This is a genomic window from Propionispora hippei DSM 15287 (genome assembly GCF_900141835.1).
Taxonomy (GTDB): Bacteria; Bacillota; Negativicutes; order Propionisporales; family Propionisporaceae; genus Propionispora; species Propionispora hippei.
In genome coordinates this window covers 138,947-160,923 of sequence record NZ_FQZD01000007.1, presented here as the reverse complement: position 1 = coordinate 160,923, position 21,977 = coordinate 138,947, and the positions used below count along the sequence as shown (strand labels likewise).

15 protein-coding genes are annotated in these 21,977 nt (G+C 43.2%); 2 read left to right on the top strand and 13 right to left on the bottom strand.

Annotated elements, in window-relative coordinates; genetic code table 11:
• Positions 1 to 8: 8 nt before the first annotated feature.
• The 4 genes from F3H20_RS05235 to srlA are packed head-to-tail and all read right to left on the bottom strand — an operon-like array spanning position 9 to position 1,920.
• Positions 9 to 374 carry a PTS glucitol/sorbitol transporter subunit IIA gene (locus tag F3H20_RS05235; protein ID WP_149733892.1) on the bottom strand — a complete coding sequence of 122 codons (366 nt, stop codon included), beginning with the start codon at positions 372 to 374 and terminating at the stop codon, positions 9 to 11.
• Positions 375 to 387: 13 nt separating this feature from the next.
• On the bottom strand, positions 388 to 921 hold the full coding sequence (locus tag F3H20_RS20360) for a PTS sorbitol transporter subunit IIB (RefSeq protein WP_316842527.1): 534 nt from the start codon (positions 919 to 921) through the stop codon (positions 388 to 390).
• Positions 918 to 1,301 carry a hypothetical protein gene (locus F3H20_RS20355; RefSeq protein WP_316842525.1) on the bottom strand — a complete coding sequence of 128 codons (384 nt, stop codon included), beginning with the start codon at positions 1,299 to 1,301 and terminating at the stop codon, positions 918 to 920. Before F3H20_RS20355 ends, F3H20_RS20360 begins: the two co-directional genes overlap by 4 nt.
• A 34-nt stretch (positions 1,302 to 1,335) precedes the next feature.
• Positions 1,336 to 1,920 (bottom strand): PTS glucitol/sorbitol transporter subunit IIC, encoded by a 585-nt coding sequence (gene srlA / locus F3H20_RS05225; protein WP_149733891.1) that lies wholly within the window; start codon positions 1,918 to 1,920, stop codon positions 1,336 to 1,338.
• 405 nt (positions 1,921 to 2,325) lie between these two features.
• Between srlA and F3H20_RS05220 the strand changes: the two genes are divergently transcribed.
• A complete protein-coding gene (locus F3H20_RS05220; RefSeq protein ID WP_149733890.1) occupies positions 2,326 to 2,631 on the top strand; it encodes a helix-turn-helix domain-containing protein in 306 nt (101 codons plus the stop codon).
• 541 nt (positions 2,632 to 3,172) lie between these two features.
• Entirely contained in the window at positions 3,173 to 4,891 is a 1,719-nt protein-coding gene (locus F3H20_RS05215; protein ID WP_149733889.1) for a hypothetical protein, read from the top strand.
• A 183-nt stretch (positions 4,892 to 5,074) separates the two neighbouring features.
• On the opposite strand, the gene F3H20_RS05210 is transcribed toward F3H20_RS05215, so the two are convergent.
• From F3H20_RS05210 to F3H20_RS05170, 9 genes are all read right to left on the bottom strand, one after another.
• Entirely contained in the window at positions 5,075 to 5,944 is an 870-nt protein-coding gene (locus tag F3H20_RS05210; protein ID WP_149733888.1) for an HNH endonuclease, read from the bottom strand.
• A 78-nt stretch (positions 5,945 to 6,022) separates the two neighbouring features.
• Entirely contained in the window at positions 6,023 to 6,427 is a 405-nt protein-coding gene (locus F3H20_RS05205; RefSeq protein ID WP_149733887.1) for a very short patch repair endonuclease, read from the bottom strand.
• Positions 6,418 to 7,887, bottom strand: a complete 1,470-nt coding sequence (locus tag F3H20_RS05200) for a DNA cytosine methyltransferase (RefSeq protein WP_149733886.1) — start codon at positions 7,885 to 7,887, stop codon at positions 6,418 to 6,420. The genes F3H20_RS05205 and F3H20_RS05200 overlap by 10 nt, the downstream gene beginning before the upstream one ends.
• Before the next feature lie 189 nt (positions 7,888 to 8,076).
• Positions 8,077 to 9,990, bottom strand: a complete 1,914-nt coding sequence (locus F3H20_RS05195) for a hypothetical protein (RefSeq protein ID WP_149733885.1) — start codon at positions 9,988 to 9,990, stop codon at positions 8,077 to 8,079.
• A gap of 42 nt (positions 9,991 to 10,032) precedes the next feature.
• Positions 10,033 to 11,907, bottom strand: coding sequence for a DUF1998 domain-containing protein (drmB, locus tag F3H20_RS05190; protein ID WP_149733884.1), 1,875 nt, complete (start codon positions 11,905 to 11,907; stop codon positions 10,033 to 10,035).
• Position 11,908: 1 nt separating this feature from the next.
• Positions 11,909 to 15,316 (bottom strand): helicase-related protein, encoded by a 3,408-nt coding sequence (locus F3H20_RS05185; RefSeq protein ID WP_149733883.1) that lies wholly within the window; start codon positions 15,314 to 15,316, stop codon positions 11,909 to 11,911.
• Positions 15,316 to 17,043 (bottom strand): DEAD/DEAH box helicase family protein, encoded by a 1,728-nt coding sequence (locus F3H20_RS05180; protein ID WP_149733882.1) that lies wholly within the window; start codon positions 17,041 to 17,043, stop codon positions 15,316 to 15,318. Before F3H20_RS05180 ends, F3H20_RS05185 begins: the two co-directional genes overlap by 1 nt.
• Positions 17,044 to 17,054: 11 nt before the next feature.
• The gene (locus F3H20_RS05175; RefSeq protein WP_149733881.1) at positions 17,055 to 19,619 is read right to left on the bottom strand and encodes a DrmE family protein; all 2,565 of its coding nucleotides are present in this window, start codon (positions 19,617 to 19,619) and stop codon (positions 17,055 to 17,057) included.
• Between the two features lie 18 nt (positions 19,620 to 19,637).
• Positions 19,638 to 21,668, bottom strand: a complete 2,031-nt coding sequence (locus F3H20_RS05170; protein WP_149733880.1) for an AIPR family protein — start codon at positions 21,666 to 21,668, stop codon at positions 19,638 to 19,640.
• Positions 21,669 to 21,977 lie beyond the last annotated feature (309 nt).

Sequence of the window (21,977 nt, the reverse complement as noted above, 5' to 3'; positions counted from 1 at the left end):
TCCCTCCCCTACGCTTCCCGCTCAATAGCCAGAGTCTCGCCTACACTCGCGGCCCTAGGTTTGCCGCCCGCCAGATGGATGCTACCAGCCCAGGGAGTGGTAATGGCTCCGTCAAAGCGTAGTGAGATATGGCCGAGGTTGCATAAGTTTTCACTGGCAACAGGGCCTACGGCGGTAATGAAATACCGCTTCTCACCCAATACCAGATAATCCCCTATTTGAATGTCGGCTGCTAAGTCCGTAGGTGTCAGAATCAAGCAGTAGTCCTTTAACCCGTCCGGGGCCTGAGGGTAAAAGGTAATCAGTACATCAGTTTCGAGAAAGTCCAAAGCGTAGGGACCGATAGACTGAATTACGGTGCGGTAGATATCCATAGTCCACTTCCTCCTACTGATAGATAAAGAAGCTGACAACCAAGGCGGCCCCTACTTCAATCGGTGCCACCAGAAACTTGGCATACAGCACTGCCGGGACGCCGACTTCGGCGGTTTCCGGTTCCGCCTCCGTCAGGCTCAGGCCCACGGGGATAAAGTCGGCCCCCACCGGCTGGTGAATGGCAAACAGCGCCGGTAAGGCCAGATGCGGCGGAATCTTGCCGCTGGCAATCAAGGTGCCCACTAAGACACCGATGGTCTGCGGGATAACCGCCCCCGGTCCTAAGATAGGTGATAAGACTGGGATAGCCGACACCATCCCTAAGGCCAGTAAGCCCCAGGGGTTCCCGGCTAAAGCTGCCAGTCCATCGGCAATGCGTTGACCGAGGCCGCTGCCCATGATGATGCCGACAATGGCGCTGACGAACACCATAAACGGTAATACCGTACTAAGCATCAGTTTGACCGATTCCCGTCCGGCCTGGACGAAGGTACTGACCACCCGGCCAATCACAGAGGAAAGCGACAAAACGAAGTTCTGACTCATGGGGTTCCCTCCTTTTTGACTTGTATCTGGTCCAGTCCGACCGCTGATACATAGATACCGGGTTTAATGTAGGCAGCAAACGGCCCCGACGGACTGACCGGATTCACATTGACTGTCTTTAACCCTTTCTTAGGGAAAATTCCCAACCGTAACGTACCGCCGCAGTTGACGACCACACAAGCAGTCTCGGCATCGGGCACGATGGTACTGAATCCGTCCACCGCTTCGCCACCAGACAGTTCGGCAATCCTTTGGGCCACCGGATGAATGCCGCCGCCGGTAATGCAGACAATCTTACGGCGCTTGTCCTGAATTATGACTTCCAGGGGTACACCCCAGCCCCGTGGGCCGGGAGAAATAGCTACAATTGGTTGATTCACAGGTACGATCCCCCTCTATTGTTTTATGTTCACTTTACAGCAAAGGTTCCTCGATAGGCTGGCCTACCTTCCTAGCCTCCAGCTTGTCCCAGTCGAGGCCCTTCTTCCTGGCTAAGGCATGGGCGATTTTCTCGACGACGAAGGCTTTTAAAGTCGTAGTAAACATGGCCAGGAAAAAGACGCTGACTGCCAGCGGCCCGATGGGCAGCCCCAACTTCATCACGCCGTCAGCCACGCCTAACCAAGCATATAACTCCGCCGGATTGACATGGGGAAAGAAGCACATGAGCGGCGCCATCGTGCTGCAGTTGACCGCTTCGTAGTAGCCGGGCTTATATCGCTCCGGCAAAAACCGCCCCATCAAAAAGGCGGTGGGATTGGAAAAGAAAAACGCCGACAGGTACGGCAGGAATAAGTAGCGAACCAGAATCCGTTTCCCGGCCAGCCGCTGGGCCAGGCCTTCGATCCGGTCCTGGCCGACTAGGGCAATGATGGTGTTCATAATGGTCAGGGCAATTAAAGCCGCCGGTAAAATCCCGGTGATCATGCCGACCAGTGTTTCCCCACCGGTATTAATGAGCTTAATAAAACTCTCGCCGGTGGCAACTAAAAAATCCATGGGAACTCCTCCTTCATATCAGAAATGAGTTACGAACGAGTGCGAAGGATACTAGAGAATGTAACAGGATAGTTTACGAAATTTGGTAAATGAGCTATAATAAAAATGTGTTTTGTACTTTTTGTGCCTGTTTTTGGGCACAATGAACCAGGCAGTATCCTGCTTGCCGGCTGACGATACTGCTTTGCGTGTTTGCTCACCTCGCTTTTGATTTGGTTTGGGAAACTATGTTATTCGTATCACCTCCTTAACCTCTCCAAAATAGAACTTATCAGTTCTATTTATATTTAAATTTTATCACCTATAGGTTTTCAAGTCAATAATTTTATAACTTATAAGTGATTTTTTATTTCATATTCAGGTTATAATTACAATAATCGTCGGATTATATTGGAGGATAACAATATGATTAATGTTGGCGAAAGAATTAAAACAATAAGAAAATCTAAAGGATTCACCTCAAATTCCCTAGCCGAACAACTCGAAGTATCACAAAGCTTTGTATCCGGGATAGAGAATGGTAGTAAAAAATGCTCTTTAGAGACTCTTGATTCTATATGTACAATTCTTGACATTACCCTTGCAGAATTTTTCCAAGAAGATGATTCCGATATTAACCCAAATGTCAAACGACTGCTGGAAGCAAGTAAACACTTAACTGCAGAACAAAAAGAATTGCTTACTAGTTTCCTGGAAACTTTGAATAAGTAATTGCGTAAACAGATTGCTTACTAGGATATTTAATCAACTCTCCTCTCACAACCGCAAATAAAAAACAGTTCCTGGATTCACTTCTTATAGTGATCCAGGAACTATTTATCAGAATCGAGTGTAAAGCCCGGTAGGATTCGAACCTGCGACCTTTTGATTCGTAGTCGTGCGAAGGCTCCACATTACGCTTCAAAACGCCACGGATATGGAAAGTCGTTATATTTCGTCACAGACCGTTACGGAACTTTTCAGCGGCAATGTTGTATGATTGTTGTAGCAACAACTACCTGACCAAATCCAATACTATCGATTTTTCGGTGGCTCATCAACTGTACTCAAAGTAATTCAGCCAACAATGCCGTCTCTTACAAAAAGACATTCTGCCGGCCTGGCATCAGCCGTCACATTTCTGTGGCGGTTTTTCTTTTCGCATGCATGTTTTTTAAACCGCCAATGAAAAAGTATTTTTGCGAATGAAACAGGACATTCCCCCCTGAAGGCAGTATACATTGATCATTAATAATAATTGGGGGTCGCTGCCATGTATCTTTCGGTAGAGGAATACTTAGCAAAAAGAAAAAACAAGGATGCTGTAAATGAGTTCGACCTCGACCAGCGGGTGCGTAATATGGGCCTCTGCATCAGCTATGTTATCGATTATTTCGAGAAATACCTTGATCCCCAAAAACTGGATGAAGACAAAGCCGACCGATGGAAGAAAGCAGAAAAACTGAAGAAGCAATTCGCAGTGTATGACAGAGACACTGCTGAATGGCTTCTTTCCAGCTATATGAAACATGGTAAACAACTGGATCTGTCAGTGAAAAATCACTTAAAAACAGATCTTACTTATCTTCTCCGTTACAAGCCAGACGACTTCGGACCATTCGCTGATGGCTATCTGCATTCCTACCAGTCAACGCTGCCCTGGATACAGCAGCACAAAGAACAAATACTTCAATTGATGGTCAGCATTGCGAAAAGAAAGAACACAAATTCAAATTATACTTTCGGAGAGCATCCTCAGTTGGGCCGCGTCATGATTGAATGGATTAAAGACACCTTCAATAACTATTCCGTCCATCTGATGAAATTTGCCGAAGATTACACTAACGCCTGGTTCGATCAGCATTGCGCATTTGAATATAATCGTCAGTATGACCGTGTTGATCTGGTACGTGACTATGACTGTAAATCCAGCGATCACGACCTGTTTGAAATCAATGCATTATACGAGAGGGTAAAAGATCTGCCCTTCCTAATTAACCGCAAACTGGAACTGGAAATTTTATTGATGTACACATGGTTATGGCAGGTTTCCGGAGATAAAAAATACTGGCCGGTCTATCTGAGCCTAAATGAAAAACGGCACCAAACAGTAAATCCTGCCGGTACCCGCCACCTTGTTTTAGTCCAGTATGCAGACAATCCCTTTCCGCAGGAAGCACCCAGCCATGTCAGGCTTGCTGAGGCACACTTTGATACTGAAGCGATAAAAGAAACCGGTCGCTATATTCTTAATACAGAGAATGGTTACGGAAAAAGAACCTTCTCATCACCGTCGCTGAAAGCATGCAGTCCGGTTTTACAAAATCATCATAACGGTATTCCCTTGTTATGGCTTAACAGGGAATGGGCTATCACTTTTGCCGATCTCATTAAAAAGCAAACCCAAAGTTCGGCAGAGCCCGAACTTATTGAGATTTATCCTCCTTTAAAGAATACCGTGTCTGACCTTGAAAAATTTCTTGAACTTTATCAGCCTTTCGAGTATGAAATCCGCAGCAGGTTCACTCATACTGACATTGCAGTGGTGAACCGGTGCGGAACATTGCGCCGCGGTCCGGATTTTTTGATTACATCGGTTGATGACATGGATAAGGTGTGCGGACTTATTGCGAAACACAACTTACAGTTAAAGATCAGCATTGACTTTGCCCAGCTCTTTAAGCTCGACAGATCTTTTAAGACAGATAAAATGCCACGGCTTCTGGGACAAATAAAAGAATTTCAGGCATATGTAAAATGCATTCATATATTAGGTAAAATGAAATCTGATTCAAAAAGAAATGGCGATAGCGGGAACTTCCTAAGTTATTTTAACAATAACAAAGACCAGAAAGAAGCCTTCCTGGATGCATTACTGTATATATTTGACGATGCCACAGTGCGATATGTGGTGCCGGAAATCAGCGGTAATCTTCATAATACTATATCGGTACTGGAAGATCTCAGAACAGCAGGCTTCATTTTAGAGTAATTACTGCTCTCCTGCCCGAATTATCCTCTTTCCGATATGAGTAAAATCTTCCCGTATGAATATAACATGGGTAAAAACAATCAATATTTACACACGTTTATCCATCTGAGTTTATCCTGCATTCAAAATTTCCTGATTGCATAGTTTTTTGCCAGAGTACTTACCCCCTGGGAATATTATGAACTAAATAACAGTGGCATTATTGATCAAACAGTCTTCAAGATACTCAACGGTGTTTTTCCTGATCAGACGCTCCCTCACATTACCAAGGCTGATCAGAATTTCATCTCCCCGGTCAGCCACTTCGACATCACGCCCGTAATGAAGTTCCCGGTGACAGTTGGGGCATACAAGAATTACATTATCCGAGCACAGTGAACTGGAAGCACTCAGTGCAATCTGCACCAGATGATGTGCTTCTATATACCGGTCACCGTTATGTTTGACAAATCCCTCGGCGCCGCATATCTGACAAAAAGGCCCAAGAAGCTTTTTCAGTGAACTGGTTATCCGTGTGCCCCGTTCAATATGAAGGCTTACCATCCGGTCACGTTTTTGCGGTGAGCATTCCTTATATGTTTCATTCAGGAGCCTGATTGCCTGAAGCGGGTTCTCCGCGTTCTCAATAACCCCGTACCGGTCATCAGTGCGCTGCAAGCCCGCGGCAGCCAAAATGGCACTGAAAGCACTTTCCGACACCGGTCTGATTGAATTTTGCCAGGGAGGGGTTTCACTTTTGCGTATACTGGTATAATCCAGGCTTTCATAATACCCGCCCGCCGGATTATAAATAGGAACCCGTCTGGTAAACTGTTTCGCTTCCAGAAACCAGGCATTATAATGCTCACCATCTTCGCACAGTTCAATCCTTCCGATTATGCCTGTTCCAAAATAATACCGCTGCTCTTTCTTTACGCGGTTCCCCTGATAATACAGGAATAAATCCCCCGGGTTAATCTGCCTCCGGTAACGTTTTGGAAAATGATATACAACGAAGGGCACATCATTATAATCCGAGCCTGTATCCACCCGCTGCGACAGAATTATTGGCATACACCCCGACCTCCGTGATCATAAAATAAAAATGCCTTCATGGCCGTTGTTCCGTTTCAACTCCATAAGGCATCAGGGTTATCGTTCAGCCAGCGCTGTTCTGATTACTTCCATCACTGGCTCTGTATTTTTCCTGACTTCATGCTCCCAGAACCGCAGAACCAACCAACCTGCTTCTTCCAGTTCCCGGGTTACTTTCAGATCCCGTTCCCTGTTTCCGGATATCTTTTTGCGCCAGAACTCCCGGTTGTTTTCCGGTTCCCTGTAACAGGCCGGACAGGCATGCCAGAAGCATCCGTCAACAAACACAGCAACTTTTTTTCCCACAAAGACAATATCCGGCTTTCCTGTAATTTTATAATTCACCCGGTATCGGTAACCGGCTGCGAAAAGAGCTTTTCGCAGTTTAAGCTCAACCCGTGTGTCCCGGCTTTTGATCGCCGCCATGTTTTTGCTGCGGGCTTCCTTAGATTTTACGTCCACTGCAGTTCAGCCTGAATAACCGGGTCGGTACCGGTGGCTTCACGGTCATTCCCGGTTTGCGTTCCAGCAGCCTGCAACTCTCCTGAATTCATCGCATGGAACAACGAGTCGGCAATTGCCATTGAGAGCAAAGGTGGCACAGCATTGCCAATATAGGTATACCGCCTGTTGCCAATGGCCTCAAAGACATAGTCATCGGGAAATGACTGAATTCTGGCAGCCTCCCTTACTGTTATGGTCCGTCCCTGTCTGCTATCCGGATGAATAAACCGGTTGCCATCTTTGGTAAGATGGGCAAAGATCGTGGAACATGGTTTGTCCCAGGACAGTTTTTTATATTTATCCTCAAAACTGTCCATTTTATATTTGATCAGTGTTCCGAGTCGCCGGTTTCTAAGAGTGTCATTTGTGCCAAAGCTTTTGGAAGAAGTCCCTTCTTCCATAAATCTGAACAGAATAATATCACTCTGTTGCTGCCCCCTGGCTATATGTCCGGTTAATTCAGTGTCTTCTGATTTGGACATGACAAAACGAAGAAAACTTCTCCTGGATTTATTCCCGGAGAATAGGCTTTGGTTTAAAGCATCCCAGTGATACGCAGCCGGGTCTGCCCCACAGTTACGTTTCATATTTCGCCGTGCAATCTTTTGTTTCCGGGCCTCACATATAGTAACACCCTTTTTCTTTTTACCTGCAGCTGTCGTGGTGATTTTAGGAAGTACAGGCGGTAAATCACCAATGGCATCCCGCAATGTCACATATGGTAGCAAACCGGTGTCTCCGACCTGTTCCACTGGACAGTGAGTGGGCTCGGGAAAGGGATTGAGCTTGTTAAGCCTGTTACCAATAATAATAACCCGCTCTCTCAGCTGTGGAACTCCATAGTCTGCCGCATTGAGGATAAGAAAGTCTGTCGTTATAGCTTCTTTTGAACTCCGGAGAGAATAACCGGCATCCTTCAGTCTTTTAGTTATTTTTTCAATATAGCGGACACCATTTTTATCCTTTTTGGACAGTATCCCAAGCACATTTTCAAAAACAAAATAAAGAGGCTTGTAATGATCTACAACCTCAATGTAATGCTCAAAGAGATCGTTCCGATAATTCGTTACATTCTCTTCCTGTTTTTCTGGTGAGCCTGAGCGGGGCCCTATCATGGAAAAGCTCTGACAGGGAGGTCCGCCGATGATGATGTCCGCTTCGGCACAGGCTTCATACAGTCTCTGCTTAACACTGCCCTCACGAATATCGCCACAAATAGTTATTTTCTTTGCTTTATCAGGTTCATAACCCGCCCGGATCAGTGATGAACGAACAGTCTCAATGGCGTTGGCGTCACAGTCAAGTGCCCCGACAATCTCATACGGATGATAGCTTTTCTCAGTATACAGTTTAAATCCGAGAGAAAATCCTCCGGCCCCGCAAAAGAGTTCAAGCACTCTGAGTTTTTTATCTGCCATTGGGGAACGCCACCGCCATCTCTACTCATAATTGTTATAACTCTTCGCCAACTTTTGCCAAAATCCTGCTGGTTTTTCCAGTTGACAGCAACAAGTCGGGAAACTGGCCTGGTTGCACTCCATAAGACTGCTTGGCAGTACGCTTATTTATATCCAGAGACCATATTTCAAAGTACAAAATAAATATAATCAATACAGTTCTGCATCTTCACCGTTCACAGGAAATTCATCATCTATAACCACAGGCGGGCATATAGGAAAAACAACTCCATATCGTGTACGCTGGTATTGTATCTTAATATCTCCCTTTAATAATATCTGATTAAGGAGATAGTTCCGGATATCTTCACCATTTAATATTTGTCGCTCCTTTTTCTTATAACGTCCGTTTTTTTCGTCAAGCTCCCATACGGGGGCCTTTTTGTCTGTAATCAGCATCTTAAGCAATATAAAGTCTATGATCGGTATATGTCGGTTTTCATCAACGGAAAGTTCTCTGTATCCCGAGAAGAACATATGGTTGCAGATTATTAGCGGCTGCACAGTTTTTCCTACAAAAGACAGCCCTGTTTGTTTTTCTATGAACTGTCGCCTCACTGTGTCAGTTTCGAGCAAATCCATACGTTCCCGTATTTGCGTCTGAGCTTTAAGCAAACTGTCCTTTAGAAAATTAAATGACTCAAAAAAAGACTCGGGCTTTATGCTGGCTTTAGCCTCATAGAGAAAAACAATATTATCAATTAAAAATATCCCATCAATTTCAGGAATTTTCTCACCGTTTTTCCGGGAAAACTTCCAGAATGGAATCGCATTATTTTTGAAAAATTGTTCAAGACATTCTTCAAAATAAATCCCCCGGTTCTTTTTCTCCGGATATCTGACAACGACCTCATTGGCCAGAATCTTATCAATGACTTTTATAAGCGTTGGTGTCTGTATCCGGGAATGTAATAAATAAATCAGGTCTCCCCTCCGAAAGAGAAGTTTATTGCCAGCATGATACCCCTTATCCTTATCTTTGTCCAGGTCAAAACAAAACAGTTCCACTAACTTCTTTCTCCCGGATGTTGGCAATAAACCAATCATCCTCAGCAATTGCCTACACCCAACGATTTTCAATATGGGATAATGTTTTTCCCCATAATACAAATTATCATTTCTGTCAGCATATTCAGTAAGGGCTTTTGCTATTTCCAGCAGTTCCCGGATTCTAAAAATACCTGCCTGATACTCAAACTCAGTGTCCTCGCTGCCATAAAGAAACTCAAGCATCTGACGGGTTTTAAATGTTTCCAGTTCGGCGCAGTAACTCTCAGCCCTCGCAAAATCAAACCGGGCAACTTCATTGTTGCAATATCTTGTCAAAAAGCCTGAAGTTTCAAACAGCTTGACTAAATCCCTCTGAGTAGGATCCTGCGAATAAAAATAAGTAATATTTAAATCACGGTAAATTTCAAATTTCGTCCAGTAGTCACATGTGTGTTTCATAACAAAGCAATTATTTGTATAATGCGTTGTAAAAAATTTATAACACACACTGTCAAATTTTTCAGTTGCACTCTCTTTCTGTACTATTAGAGACAGGATCTGAATCAGGTCCTGCCTTTTCCCAGGAGTCATATTTGTAAAAGGTATTTTATATTTTTTTATTGTATCTATCAGGCAACCAAATGCGCTCTCATAAGATTCAAATTGCGATACTGCAATATGAGGAGGCACATCATCAAAAAATTTTCCTTCAGTTTTATACTTTACCACTAGTTTTTCATAGGAATAAAGCAGATCCTGTGCAGAGATATCTCTTTCATGGATCAGACTTTTTATTTCATCATCACAGCAGCATATGTAATATCTCAAACAGTTCAGGCAAACCAAATCACTGCCCTTTTCTTCGCTTATAATTTCAGAGAGTCTTCTAAGCAAAACCTGAATATCTTCACCGCGCATGTTTAATATAAGCCGACTTTGCAGAAAAACATCATGGAACAGTTCTTTATCATTCTCATATCCTGCTATAATAAGCTGGACCAAGTTTCCATCCTCCATGGCACAATCTGCCTGTTTAAGAAATTTATCAATAACTTCCTGACTGACAGCCCTCATAGATCACCTCTCTGGATATCTGCAAAGAACCTGCGAGCTTTACTATTTTTCAATACTTTCTGTTTCTCCAAGGCCGAAAAAGAATCCAACGGATGGCTTGTCCAGAGTACCAACCACCAATGCACGGTCCAAAAGCCGGTTCCCAGTCTCACAGCATGTTTCAGGCAACAGTGAACAGTTATGGCAGGCTGCCAGATTACAGGAATCCGGCCCCTGCCCGAGCGACTGTATGCACACCGGGTCAGAAGAGCACCATTGAGCATTTCTGATTGCGGCAACAATAGTATCTTCTATCCGACCGGCTTGCCCCTGGCGTACAAGTCCCCCAAGAGAGCCTTCTGAGTCCCCTGATGCAGTATACAGAAGAACGCCGCACATTTGTATATCCGACTCGGTTTTATCGCAGTAAATTCTTTCACGGATGGAAGAACTCCCGTATCCGCATTCATAACTCAACTGGTTAATAAGTAAGTGCGCAAACGTATGGATCAGTACAAAACTGGCATTTAACTGAGCAACACGGTTATTCTGTCTTCGGTTTATGGCTTGAAAAGACGCATTCAGTTTAGCTATTCTTGCTCTCACTTCCGGGAGCTCAGCCCACTGGTGCAGGGCATATTCATCAAATTCAAAGAAAATACCCTCACCATACACTTCGACAGCCGGAAGCCAGTCACCCTCATGCAAACGAATCATTTTCTTTTTCTCTGCAATGCTCATCGAATAATCAGGCTGTAGCCTTGAGAAGCCAATAAACGCGCGGGTTTCGCGCAATTTGGGTACAAGTGAAATACTTTTTAAATATTTATGGATTATCCGGTCGTATTTCTGAACTGAATAGTTTTTTGAGTGAAATTCGAGTTTATCGCTGCCGCTGCTTTTCACTAACACCCGGTATTCAGCAAGGCGATATTCCTCTTCAGATATATCTTCGGTAACTTCAGCAATGTCATCACTTTTTTCAATCCTGTTAATAACCGCATCATACAAATCCTGGGAGTCAACCTTTTTAACTTCCGCAATCATTTCTATATACTCTCTGCTTATTTCACCGTTAACCCGCCTTGCATTTATCCTCTCAAAATAGTCATTCAGTACAGATATGATGCGGCGATTAGTATCTTCAGCGTCAATCGGAATATATATTGAGCTTCTGACATCTGCAAACCAGATATTGGTCCCCCCACGCTGAAGGACTTTAAGGCCCTGACTGTTACAGGGATGATCGTCATCTTTTTCAATACCAAGCCAGGGCTTACTCCCCCTGCAACGGTAACCAATTCTTTCAAGTGCCCCACTGTTGGTTGCGCCTGCCATACTCCTTTTAACGCCACAGGAGCACTCAAATTTTACAGATGAAAGAGAGGCAGACATGCCACCTGTACTTCTTCGGAGAACACAGGTGTCTTTGACCGGGAATGGCGTCTCCGGATTATCAGAGTTATAATGCACCCACTCCATGAGAGGAAAATCATCTATATGTCCTTCCGGACACACAACAATAAATCTCTCTGGAATTAGTTTTCGCTTATATTTTTTCCCTGTACAGGAACGCCCGTGTGGCCAGGTATATCCGCTGCATCTTTCCTGAGCAGAATAATAATTTGATTTGCTCATCGTGCCACAAAATGGGCAATATTGCCACCGTGGAAATCTGACAGCGGGAATTTTGATGGAATGATTGATTTTATCTGACTTATAATCCCTGAAATCCGGTGGTCTTCGCAGTTCCTTAACACCCAGCCTTTTTTCCAGCCGTTCATCTTTGACAATAAACTCTGATTTTTCTCGGCCAAATTGCCACATGTCAAGTCCGGCAATCATCAGGGATTCATCTTCCGGGAACGGAACTATTGCGCCTACTCCCCAGGGACTAATTAGTTGACTTCGTCTAACAGGTTTTAACGAGTAAGCCATCTTAATCCTCCTCAGGCGTATAACTGGTTTTCAAAACGTATACTTCACAGGCTGCATCCACACTGCGCATAGATGTTGGTGTTTCCATTCCGCGCCCATCCCAGTCAATATTGGGCATTGTTCCGGCAGGATACATCAACGGAACCGCACTTTCCGCCCGAAAATCGTGATACTTCTGCGGCAGCTGGTCTTTCCACTGACTAACGATTTCTTCCAGGTACTGACTTGTATTATCCAGCTCCTCCGGGTCTATCGCCTCGACCCGGTTTTTAATAATGCCAAAAAGCCGGGATAATTCCCGCGCATCAATCTTTTTGGGATCATTATATGTCTCTGATTTGCCGAGCAGTCGTACCAGTCCGATTAGCACAGCATGAAGTGCTCTTTCCCTTAGCGGAGCAGAGAAGGGAGTAACGCTGGTTGGCTCAACGTGACAATACACCTTGGCGTGATATGAACGAAACTGCTCATAATGGGATTTATCCCGTGGTTTACCAGGATGATATGTTGTAAATACAATGCCCGGAGACTCCGAACTTCTTCCGACCCGGCTTGTTGCCTGAATGTATTCGGCCGTGGTCTTTGGCTGTCCTGTTACCGTCATCAGCCCGAGACGCGGGACATCAACTCCGACAGAAATCATATTGGTTGCAAGGCATATGTCAACAGGACGCTTTCCCCGCTCTTTACAGGGGTATCTGATCCCCAGATTCTGAAGATTCGCGGGAATTTTGTCGCCTCTGACACGGCTCGTCAGCTCTTCATATCGGTATATATAACGACGGTTATCTTTATATCCTTCGTTTTTATCTTCATAACGACGTTTATAAATAGTGTGGAGATACTCTTCAATATCTGCACTTATCCAGGTTGCAGTCTGTCCAAGTTCTCTCAGACTGTTAAAATACCCCACATTGGTCCAGTAAGGATCGCGATCATCTTCAGTGTCAACACCAAGCGCCTTGGCGGCATACAGGAGCGTTGCATATAAACGAATTGTTGTGGTAGCGTAGGATGAAGATCCCGCTGCCAAAATACCGATATACCGGCGTCCGACTCCGGTTTTATCCTCAACAGCAAAAAAGGAATCACCGGCGTTAAGGCCTGCCGCCGGAAACTGATTCACCCGATCCCTGCCACAATTATAAAGTGCATTACACTGTTCCTTCGCCCGGCTTATGGTAGCAGTGGAAGCGATTACTTTTGGAGTGTACTCTTTTTCATTTTCCCGAATCGTACATAACTCGTGGATCATTGTTTCATAATGCCCAACCATTGACCCAAGCGGCCCTGAAATCAGATGAAGTTCATCCTGAATAATAAGATCAGGCGACCCTCTGCGACCTTCCGGATAAATTCCAAACAGTTTTTGTGCTTCCGGCAGAAATGGAAGCATCGCAAATTTATCCACCGTCCCCAGCAAAAGAGTCGGGGGATTATTATAAATCGCTTCATCTACAACTAACAAAGGAAGATTAAAATCATCCCTGGAAAAACTGCACTGGTCATTTTTGCACTGAAAAACAATCTCTTTGCGTCGTGCTACGATTTTCCTGTATCCGGGCAGATGCCTGATGTTCCTGTTTTTCATTGGAACAACCCCCATTTGTGCACCACACCAGGGGCATTTGAGCATTATGAAAGGATTCTCCTCGTTTCCGCCACGTTTAAGGCTTTCGTAAGCATCTACAGCGTCAGCCATTTTGTTGGGAGTATTATCGCCGCCAACCCATAATCCTATGGTGATTCTTGAAGAACCTAATTCGGCTTCTTTCTCCTTTCTAATCAGCTCACATGCACAAATCATAGAAGACGCCCGCTCATATTGTTGCGCAGTCAGAAGTCTTAAAGTATACCTCATGATAATGGCAGTACCGGAATCGCTACTTTTCATTAGTTTTCGGATAAAAATTGTGTAGGCCGACAACCCCAGATAAGCCTCCGTTTTTCCGCCCCCGGTCGGAAACCATATAAGATCCACATGTTTCCGTTCCTCACAGTCCCTGTCTGCCATAGATTTCAGATTAATAAGAATAAATGCCAGCTGAAAAGGCCGCCATTTACCATATCGGCCGATATCTCCATACCAGGTGGTCTTATCGCCAATCTCGGGGATTTGAGAATATTGTTTTATTAGCTGCAACTCTCCGTCGCCATTATCCTCCCACATTTGCAGGGGAAGATTATAATGGAGCTGTTGCAGTAGCATAGCTCTGTTCATATATTGAAAAGCCTTACGGACATTCAGATTATTCTTCAGTAGCTGAACACCATCGCTCATTCTCCGGTGACAGGCAAAACAGGCTCTGATATGCCTCTCCGCTGTGCATTGATAACTGGCATTAAGCTTAAAACTGTCTTTTTTTAATTCCTCAACCCAAATTCTGTAACGTTCGCACAACTCTTCCAGCTCACGAATTGCTGCATCGAAATCTCCGGTATCGCTCATTTTATACATTTCAAGCGAGACACCCGGAATCGTTGTCGGAATGATGGGTTTTATTTCATAGGACGGAAAAATCTCAGTATGAATTTCAGTAACCCGCCCATTATGCTCAACCCAGTCACCGGAACAACCGTGTCCAATCACATAGTTTTTTACATCTCTGTACAGCAGAAGATTTGACTGATAATCCTCGTCGTTTATATTGATTTTCTGACTGTCCGGCAAACAGGGAAAGCCTTCATCAGACTTCAGAGAAAAGAATACCTGAAAGAAACAGTCTTCATCCCGAATGGCCTCATCAGGACGAAGTTGCTTACTGTTTCGCAACGTAAAAGTATAAATCAGCTTTTCACTCTTTAAGTCCAGATATCGGTATGTAATAACAAAACAAAGATGCGTTTCTTTATTATTTTCAACTATTTTATATTCTTTCTGCTTTTGATCCTTACCGGGCAATTCTATCAGATTACCCTCGTTGTTCCATCGCAATGACCGTCTCGGATAACGCTGGTATCGTTTGTCTGTTTTAGAATCCGTGAGTGTAATGCGTTCATAGACACCGGCACTGATATCAGCCAATATTTTTTGGGTTGGCCTGACTGCAATTGTCAGGCTTATTGCAGATTGACGAAATGCATTGGAAAGGTTAAGAACCTCTTCCTCTTCCTGCAGAAGCTCAGAACGTCCGACTGTTTTTTCGTCACCCTCTTCCTCCGAAGCCCCTTCCTCTTGTTCTAACTCATCCCGGACATTATCCGTCTCTTCTTTTACCGCATCAGCATCTGAAGGCATTGCTCCCTGCGGAAAAAGGATACCTGCTGCGTATCTGATATGTGGCGGATCAGAAGACAGTACTTCTTCTCCATTTTTTTGACATAATTCAGGGAAATCAAGTGGATCCGGTCCGATAAACTCTCGTTTAATTACGTCAAGTAATTGTTCTCTCCGATTATCAGTCGCCACTATATCCACCTCAACAGCATTTTATTACGCTCAGCATCTGCGTTCACTGTTTCAAAAACATACAGAGCACTCCTTGCCCGGCTCAGTCCCACATATAATAACTTTTCGTACTCATAACTTTCTATATCTGTCAGGATAATAACGGTATTCTCCAGTCCTTTATAAGCCTGAATCGTGCTAAAAGAAATCGAATCTTCCAAATCCGGTTTGTATTCCCTGATCTTGTGCCCTTCTATAAGGGAAACAACAGATGCTTCACGTTTAACAGGAGATAGAATGGTAATTTTTCCGGGCTCAATTTTTTCATGAAGTAAATTTTTCAGCAATGATTCGATTTTCTGCCTTTGCTCTTCCATAGTTTGATACGTATAGTAGTTCACAGGCGGACCTTCAACCTTCGTCCACAAATATGAGGAACTATCAAAACCAGTAAGGCACTTAATCTCCTCGCCGATAGGTTTCGTGTTACGGCAATTAATTTTTAGCTTGTAGTTTATAAACGATGTGCGACTGTTCAGACATTCCTTCAGAACTTCCGGGGTTGTGCCATCCGAGTAAATAGCCTGCCTTGTGAAATCGCCAAACATGTTCCATCTTCCTCTGTCTATGCCACCTTTAAGCATCATATCCATAACATCCAGATAATCTTCAAATAAAAGATCCTGTGCCTCATCCACAATTATCCGGTCATAAAATAAATTATTGATCTCCAACGCTTCCAGTGATAAAAGAGGAAGTTCCTCCCGATAAAATTTTTGTATCTCACCGGTAGCCGGGTATATGCCTTTGTCAGTTGTTTCATTTACCATCCTATACATAAACGAATGAAATGTACCCGCAAAGTCCGGCCTGAGCTCAGCCGGTAAAGATTCAAAGTGTCTTTTCAGCCAGGCGCCAAGCATATTATTATAGCAAAAAAGAGCAACCCGTTCTCCGTTAGATACCGCTCTTTTCACTTCCTCTATCGCAAGCAGAGTTTTACCTGTTCCTGCTGCGCCCTGAATCAGACAGCGGGGATTGTCCTCCAGTTGATCAAGGCATTTCAGTTGTTCCCCTGTCAGTGAAATCAGCGCTTCCTCAGCATAGTTTATTTGTGTGGATATGGAAATCACTTTGTCGAAGTCGCCGCGCAAAAGATTTGCAAGCTCTTTTGTTGCACGCGTATCGGGAATTTTCTCCGGATTAATAACCCCGTATTTCTCCTCCCACTTTCTCCTGGTGTTCTTTGCAAGCCGTTTAATAAATCCGCTTACGTTTCCATTGTCAGTTTGGTCAAACACCTGCCATTGTTCCCCATCCATGTCATCGACAGTAAAAACAATATCTGGAAACATAACTCCTGTTCCGAACAGAAGGCTGCTCAGTTTGTGACGGCTGCCACATTTTTTCTTTATATCATTAAACAGACTGAATACAGCCTCATTTGCCTGCTCAAACGGGCCCCGTCTTTTTGAAGAAGTTTTGTTATATTTATTTGTAAAATGCCATATACCAGTGTCACGTCTGACCCGCCCGCCCTTGACTTCCAGGGCAAATACTCCCAGCCCGGGGGCAATTACCAGAAAATCGAGTTCACCATACAGAACAGTCTGATGATTTGCGATTCCCAGCGAATGGAGCACTACCCACCCCTCTGTGGCAGGATCGTTTTTGAACCATTCGAATATCCTTCTTTCAGCGACGCTCTTAACTTCCGGAGAAATAACTGATGGTACCATTCTGGCCATGTCCAGCCTCCCTAAAACTCGCTTAACAAACGATTGATATTGGCTGTTTCAACCACCATTTCCATGCCGATATCAATTACTTTAAGCATTTTAACATTTCCCACGCCATCAATATAAAGAGGAATAGGTTCCCACAAATTATAAAGGTCAATTTGTCCAAGATCCTGTATTTTTTGTGCAATCTGGGTCCGAAGCAAAGTGGACAAATTCCTTCCTGCCTGAACATGGGCGCTTTTTACTAATTTCCCTGCCTCATAGACCCGGTCAATCTGCTCCAGTAAAACATCATCGTCAGTAGCTCTCGCAATAAATTCAAGATCTCTTTTATCCTGGGGAGAAATAGTACTGTCATTTTTGATCCATTGACGGACAGTCCCGGCATCCTTTGTACATCCCGAATTCTGTAACTTGGCAAATATTTCATCAAAGCTCGAAAAGATCCCTTCCACGTCAAGAGCAACTCTCCACTTTGTCGCCAGATCCCGCAGTCCTGCATGCCCGCTGTTCTCAAGAATAGCATCAGCCATCTCTTTTACAATATCACGTGATGCCTCACGTACAATAACAAAATCACCCACAGATATTTTATTCGGGTTCAGGAGCCGAATTTCGTTTTTGCCATGTAATACAATATCATTTGCGGATATAAGTTTATGTGTTGATTTGTAAAATCCAAAATACCCGCCGATATAATTAACCGGAATGGCTTTTGTGACATCCCCGTTTTCTTCGTCCAAACTCCTGACGCCATACTGACGGTATCGGTTTTCTCGCAAAACCATGTTTATTTCAGCTACTTCATCCGAAGCAGCTTCAGTCATTTGTTCTGGTTGTTGGTCCGCCCAAAAGCTATGTCCGGAACTAAGTGCTTTTTCAATTACTCTCCTTTTATTTCCTTTGTGCAGCACATTTCTCCAGGCAGCAACTTGAGAATTTTTCCATCGCTCTTCGCACTCATAAAGAAATACTATATATTCAGGGGTTTTATGGCTATATAAAATTCTTTTCATGCGATCACGGTTTAGCCATCCACAAACCAGTGTAACATCAGCCTGGATCAGATCAGCTTCCCAATATTGATTCTGATTCAATACGCGTACAGCAGTAATGATTTTTTCCGAACTGCAAAAAGCCTCCCAATATTGTTGATAAAGTATCACATCCACCTGATCTGAAACAATCATGCAAATCTTGTTATACTTACGTTCCCGGATAATATGTTTCACCATTTCAATTTTCGGGTACACTACTGGTTTTTCAAATACCAGTTTAAATCTTTTTATCATTTCGGTAAAACCATCATAAAGGCCCGGGGAAATAAAACGTTTTGCGGCTTTTAGTTCATTTTCACAGAATTCCAAATGTGAATTGAACAGGATCAACTCATTGTCAGAAGGAGGAATCATCGCTCTGATCAGGTTAAAAACAAGTGAAACCAATTTATCATATATAACAGAAACATTTTGGGCGGCATCAGCTATATCCTGCCTGTTTTTATGCAATAGAAAAAATATTTTACTAATGGTGTTTCTCTCATCACAACTTATGTATTCAATTTTTTTACAGGCACAATTTTTAATTCTTTGATCCATCTGATTTAAATGTTCATCATATAACATACTGGTTATACTTTCTTCATCCCAGCGCCATACCCAGAAGCCCCGTTGCTCCAATACGTCTAAATCAAATGAATTCAGGGTATCAGTCAGAAATATTACCGGAAATCCTTTTGTCTTCAGTTCATCAAGAACATCAAGCTGATTAGCAATCAGATTACCATTTGAAACGTCAACCAGCAAAAGTTTTACTTCAGAGTTCTGCTTAACAGCCTCATTAACAGCATATAGATCAGGTGCAAGCACAATCGCAGGTTCTCCTGCCAACTGACCGGCATTAACAATTTTCAGATTCCCTTCTGCATCAGACTGACCTATCAAAAGAATTTCTTTGATAGTTTTACCGTTAATCCGGACACTGTTGGTGAACTCTTTTGCTTTATTAACCTGGGATACATAAAAAAAGGTACATTTAAAGTGGGTTTTGTTATCAATAAGACTTGCAACCAACCTCTCACCTGAAGTCATCGCAAGTCTCTCTTTCCGTATTTGTCGCTTTATCCGTGAAAAATTAATATCTTTTGATAGCAGCCTGCTCGTTTCGACGAACTGGAAAAATGGCGCTAGATCAATTGGAATTCCCACAGAACAATCGGCATTTTTTACCCAAAGTAACTGTTCTTCGTTCGTTATTTCCAGTCGGTCAAACTCAACTATACAGTTCTTACATTTAAGTTTTTGTCCTTTTTTGAATAAAGCAGGATTATATTCACTTTGAACTCTGCCTTCAAGGATGTCACTTATAATTTTCAAAACAGTCAGTAAAAAACTGATTTCTTTCCTTTCCGGAAATACCATTACCAAATATTTCTCCCCGGCAGACAAAAACCGATTTAATAAATCGATGCTCACTCTGATAATAGGGGGAACACCTGTGAAATCATTGCCGCCTGTAACCTCAAGACTATACAGGCAGCTCTTTCGCAGAAGCTCTTCCCTGACGTAATCTGACCATTCCACAGATATCCCCCCTTTCACTCAGCAGAATCCCTTGCGCTCTGCTTCTGTGTAAACTTTTAATGCCTGATTGGCCTGTTTATATGACATTTGTTTGGAACGGCCAATCTGCGTACCAACGGTAAACACCAGGCTGCGTTGCCATGCCTGAAAATTATTGGTTTCTTTCGCCCATCGTGATAGTGAAAACCAGGTTTCTGCCGGTATACTCATTGCTGCCTTAACGATCTTGGCCTCTTCATCAGTTATGGCATTTATTCCGGTTGAAATATTCTTCTGTTGGTTCGGTTTTTCCACCAAAATTAATTCTCTTTGCAAAGCATCACTCAGTATATATTCTTTTTCGGCAAGAGTGTTCCAGCATCTGACGTTTTTGCACCATTCACTGATATTAGCTCCTCCCGGAGGATTAGTAATGTATTCATGAATCAGAGCAGAAATTTTTACAATCTCTGTCTCCAAATGCTCTGTAAGCTGCTGCTCTTTCCATATACGGCCCAGATCAATTCTCTGCGAAGTCTTTTTTGATAAAAAAGCCAGCGTATAGGTGACAATATTTGCCCGGTATCCGCCATAATTTTGTAATTGGACCAATTTTTCTGTCCGTCTAAACAAAATAGCTTTGCCAATGAGGTCTGCATAATATTTAGCATCCGGAATAAAACCGCCGCGGTCTTTTATTCTCTGAGTAAACTTTTTAAAATTCTTCTGAGCTCCTTCACTTACAATATAAGGTAACTGATCCCATGTGTTCTCATATTTTGCAAGATCTGTTTTGGTAAACAGCGGATGTTCCTCTTTATACTGTTTTCGTCGCAAAGCGGTTGTCTCCCGGGCCAGCATGTTCACATACTGGCCTCTTGCCCGTTCATAGAACCAGTTCCTGGGCTTTATCCCTCCCTGAGCCGGAGTCCAGGTTACACGTGAGATTTCTTCCATTTTTCTGTGAAAGGGATCATTAGCTGAAAAATCCGCTACCTGTATCTTATTTTGGGTGTTTGCGTATTCTGAAATCCTGGGTACTATCTGATCCAACTGATCTGAATCAGAAACAACTGACAGTTTCATCTGAACATAAACCGGATCCAGATCTGCTTTCAGTTTTTTGTTGACACTTGCATTGAATATGGAAGCTGTGGTTTGTCCCCCATTAACGATTTGCATATCGCGGATTTTTGCAATCGAAGGTTTACCGTTTTCATCCCGAATAATTTCGACATCTTCTGCGGTTACCGAAATACCATTATTATAGGCAAGAAACATTTCCGGTTCGTCTTTGATTGTATCACGAATACCTTTATTAACCTGCCCTTTAACCTGCAGAAACGATCTTACATTCCGTTCAAGTAACCGTGCACCATGTTTCTCATATAAACCGGCAAGAATTTTTCCGGGCAGTATTGCAAGATAGACACGATACTTCTTGCTGGCTGTATTTTCAATGCACTCAATAGGTATTCCAAATTCCTCTATAAAGTCTATCTCAATAGTTTCACGCATTTTCCCGGAGCTGGCACATCTGTATAGTCTGTCCATGTCCCATATTGAAAAAGAGACTTCTGCTCCTTCTATATGAATATTCTTTAAATCTATTGGCTTTATAAGACCATTTGTAAGTGCAATAATACGTACATTTTTTATTGAATTTTTATGTTTATACAATAAGTGTGCAAAACCATATGTATCGCTGTCTTTATCAAAAGAAGCATATAAGTTGTTGACCGCTTTTCGATAAAGTTGTATGGCACGCTTTAATGCAGCATCGACATCTGTTCGGGATATCCTTTGAGGGATCTCGGAAGATGAGAACAGACTGACAAAAATATCGACATTCTCACAGTCTTCTGACATACTATAGGCATTCAGCTGAAGCCCATGGCTGCGAAAAGGACACAGTATTGGAGAGTCAACTTCTCCGGCTTCCTCAAGATATTCCAGCATGACAATTGTAAAAAAATCCTCTAAGTCCATATCAAAAGAATCGCTTTCCTTGGCTAACACTATCTGTTCATAAAATAATGCCGCAAAGTCACTGAATGTCAAACTTCTCATTGCTTCTGCTCCTCATTTAGACGTTTTTCTAAATTCTCTGTGACGATAGGTTTCATTTCCTAAAATTGCACATGACAGACAATACTTTTCAATCCCCTCCTTCTTGTTGCAAGAATTGATATGCGCCTTGATCAGTATCTCAACACAGTCTGTTTTCGGAAACCCCAAAATACCTCCGGGTACTGGGCTATGGATTTAGATCTAAGTTATACAATTCAGGCAAGGTAAGTACGCTCATAATGGCCTTTCTTACCTACTACTATCACTGTCTGTTATTTCTCTACATATCCCGGTTATCATTTATAAGCA

Excerpts from the sequence above, each read along its gene's own strand:
- F3H20_RS05235 (WP_149733892.1), bottom strand. The coding sequence starts at position 374 with ATGGATATCTACCGCACCGTAATTCAGTCTATCGGTCCCTACGCTTTG.
- F3H20_RS20360 (WP_316842527.1), bottom strand. The coding sequence starts at position 921 with ATGAGTCAGAACTTCGTTTTGTCGCTTTCCTCTGTGATTGGCCGGGTG.
- srlA (WP_149733891.1), bottom strand. The coding sequence starts at position 1,920 with ATGGATTTTTTAGTTGCCACCGGCGAGAGTTTTATTAAGCTCATTAAT.
- F3H20_RS05220 (WP_149733890.1), top strand. The coding sequence starts at position 2,326 with ATGATTAATGTTGGCGAAAGAATTAAAACAATAAGAAAATCTAAAGGA.
- F3H20_RS05215 (WP_149733889.1), top strand. The coding sequence starts at position 3,173 with ATGTATCTTTCGGTAGAGGAATACTTAGCAAAAAGAAAAAACAAGGAT.
- F3H20_RS05210 (WP_149733888.1), bottom strand. The coding sequence starts at position 5,944 with ATGCCAATAATTCTGTCGCAGCGGGTGGATACAGGCTCGGATTATAAT.
- F3H20_RS05200 (WP_149733886.1), bottom strand. The coding sequence starts at position 7,887 with ATGGCAGATAAAAAACTCAGAGTGCTTGAACTCTTTTGCGGGGCCGGA.
- F3H20_RS05195 (WP_149733885.1), bottom strand. The coding sequence starts at position 9,990 with ATGAGGGCTGTCAGTCAGGAAGTTATTGATAAATTTCTTAAACAGGCA.
- drmB (WP_149733884.1), bottom strand. The coding sequence starts at position 11,907 with ATGGCTTACTCGTTAAAACCTGTTAGACGAAGTCAACTAATTAGTCCC.
- F3H20_RS05180 (WP_149733882.1), bottom strand. The coding sequence starts at position 17,043 with ATGGCCAGAATGGTACCATCAGTTATTTCTCCGGAAGTTAAGAGCGTC.
- F3H20_RS05170 (WP_149733880.1), bottom strand. The coding sequence starts at position 21,668 with ATGAGAAGTTTGACATTCAGTGACTTTGCGGCATTATTTTATGAACAG.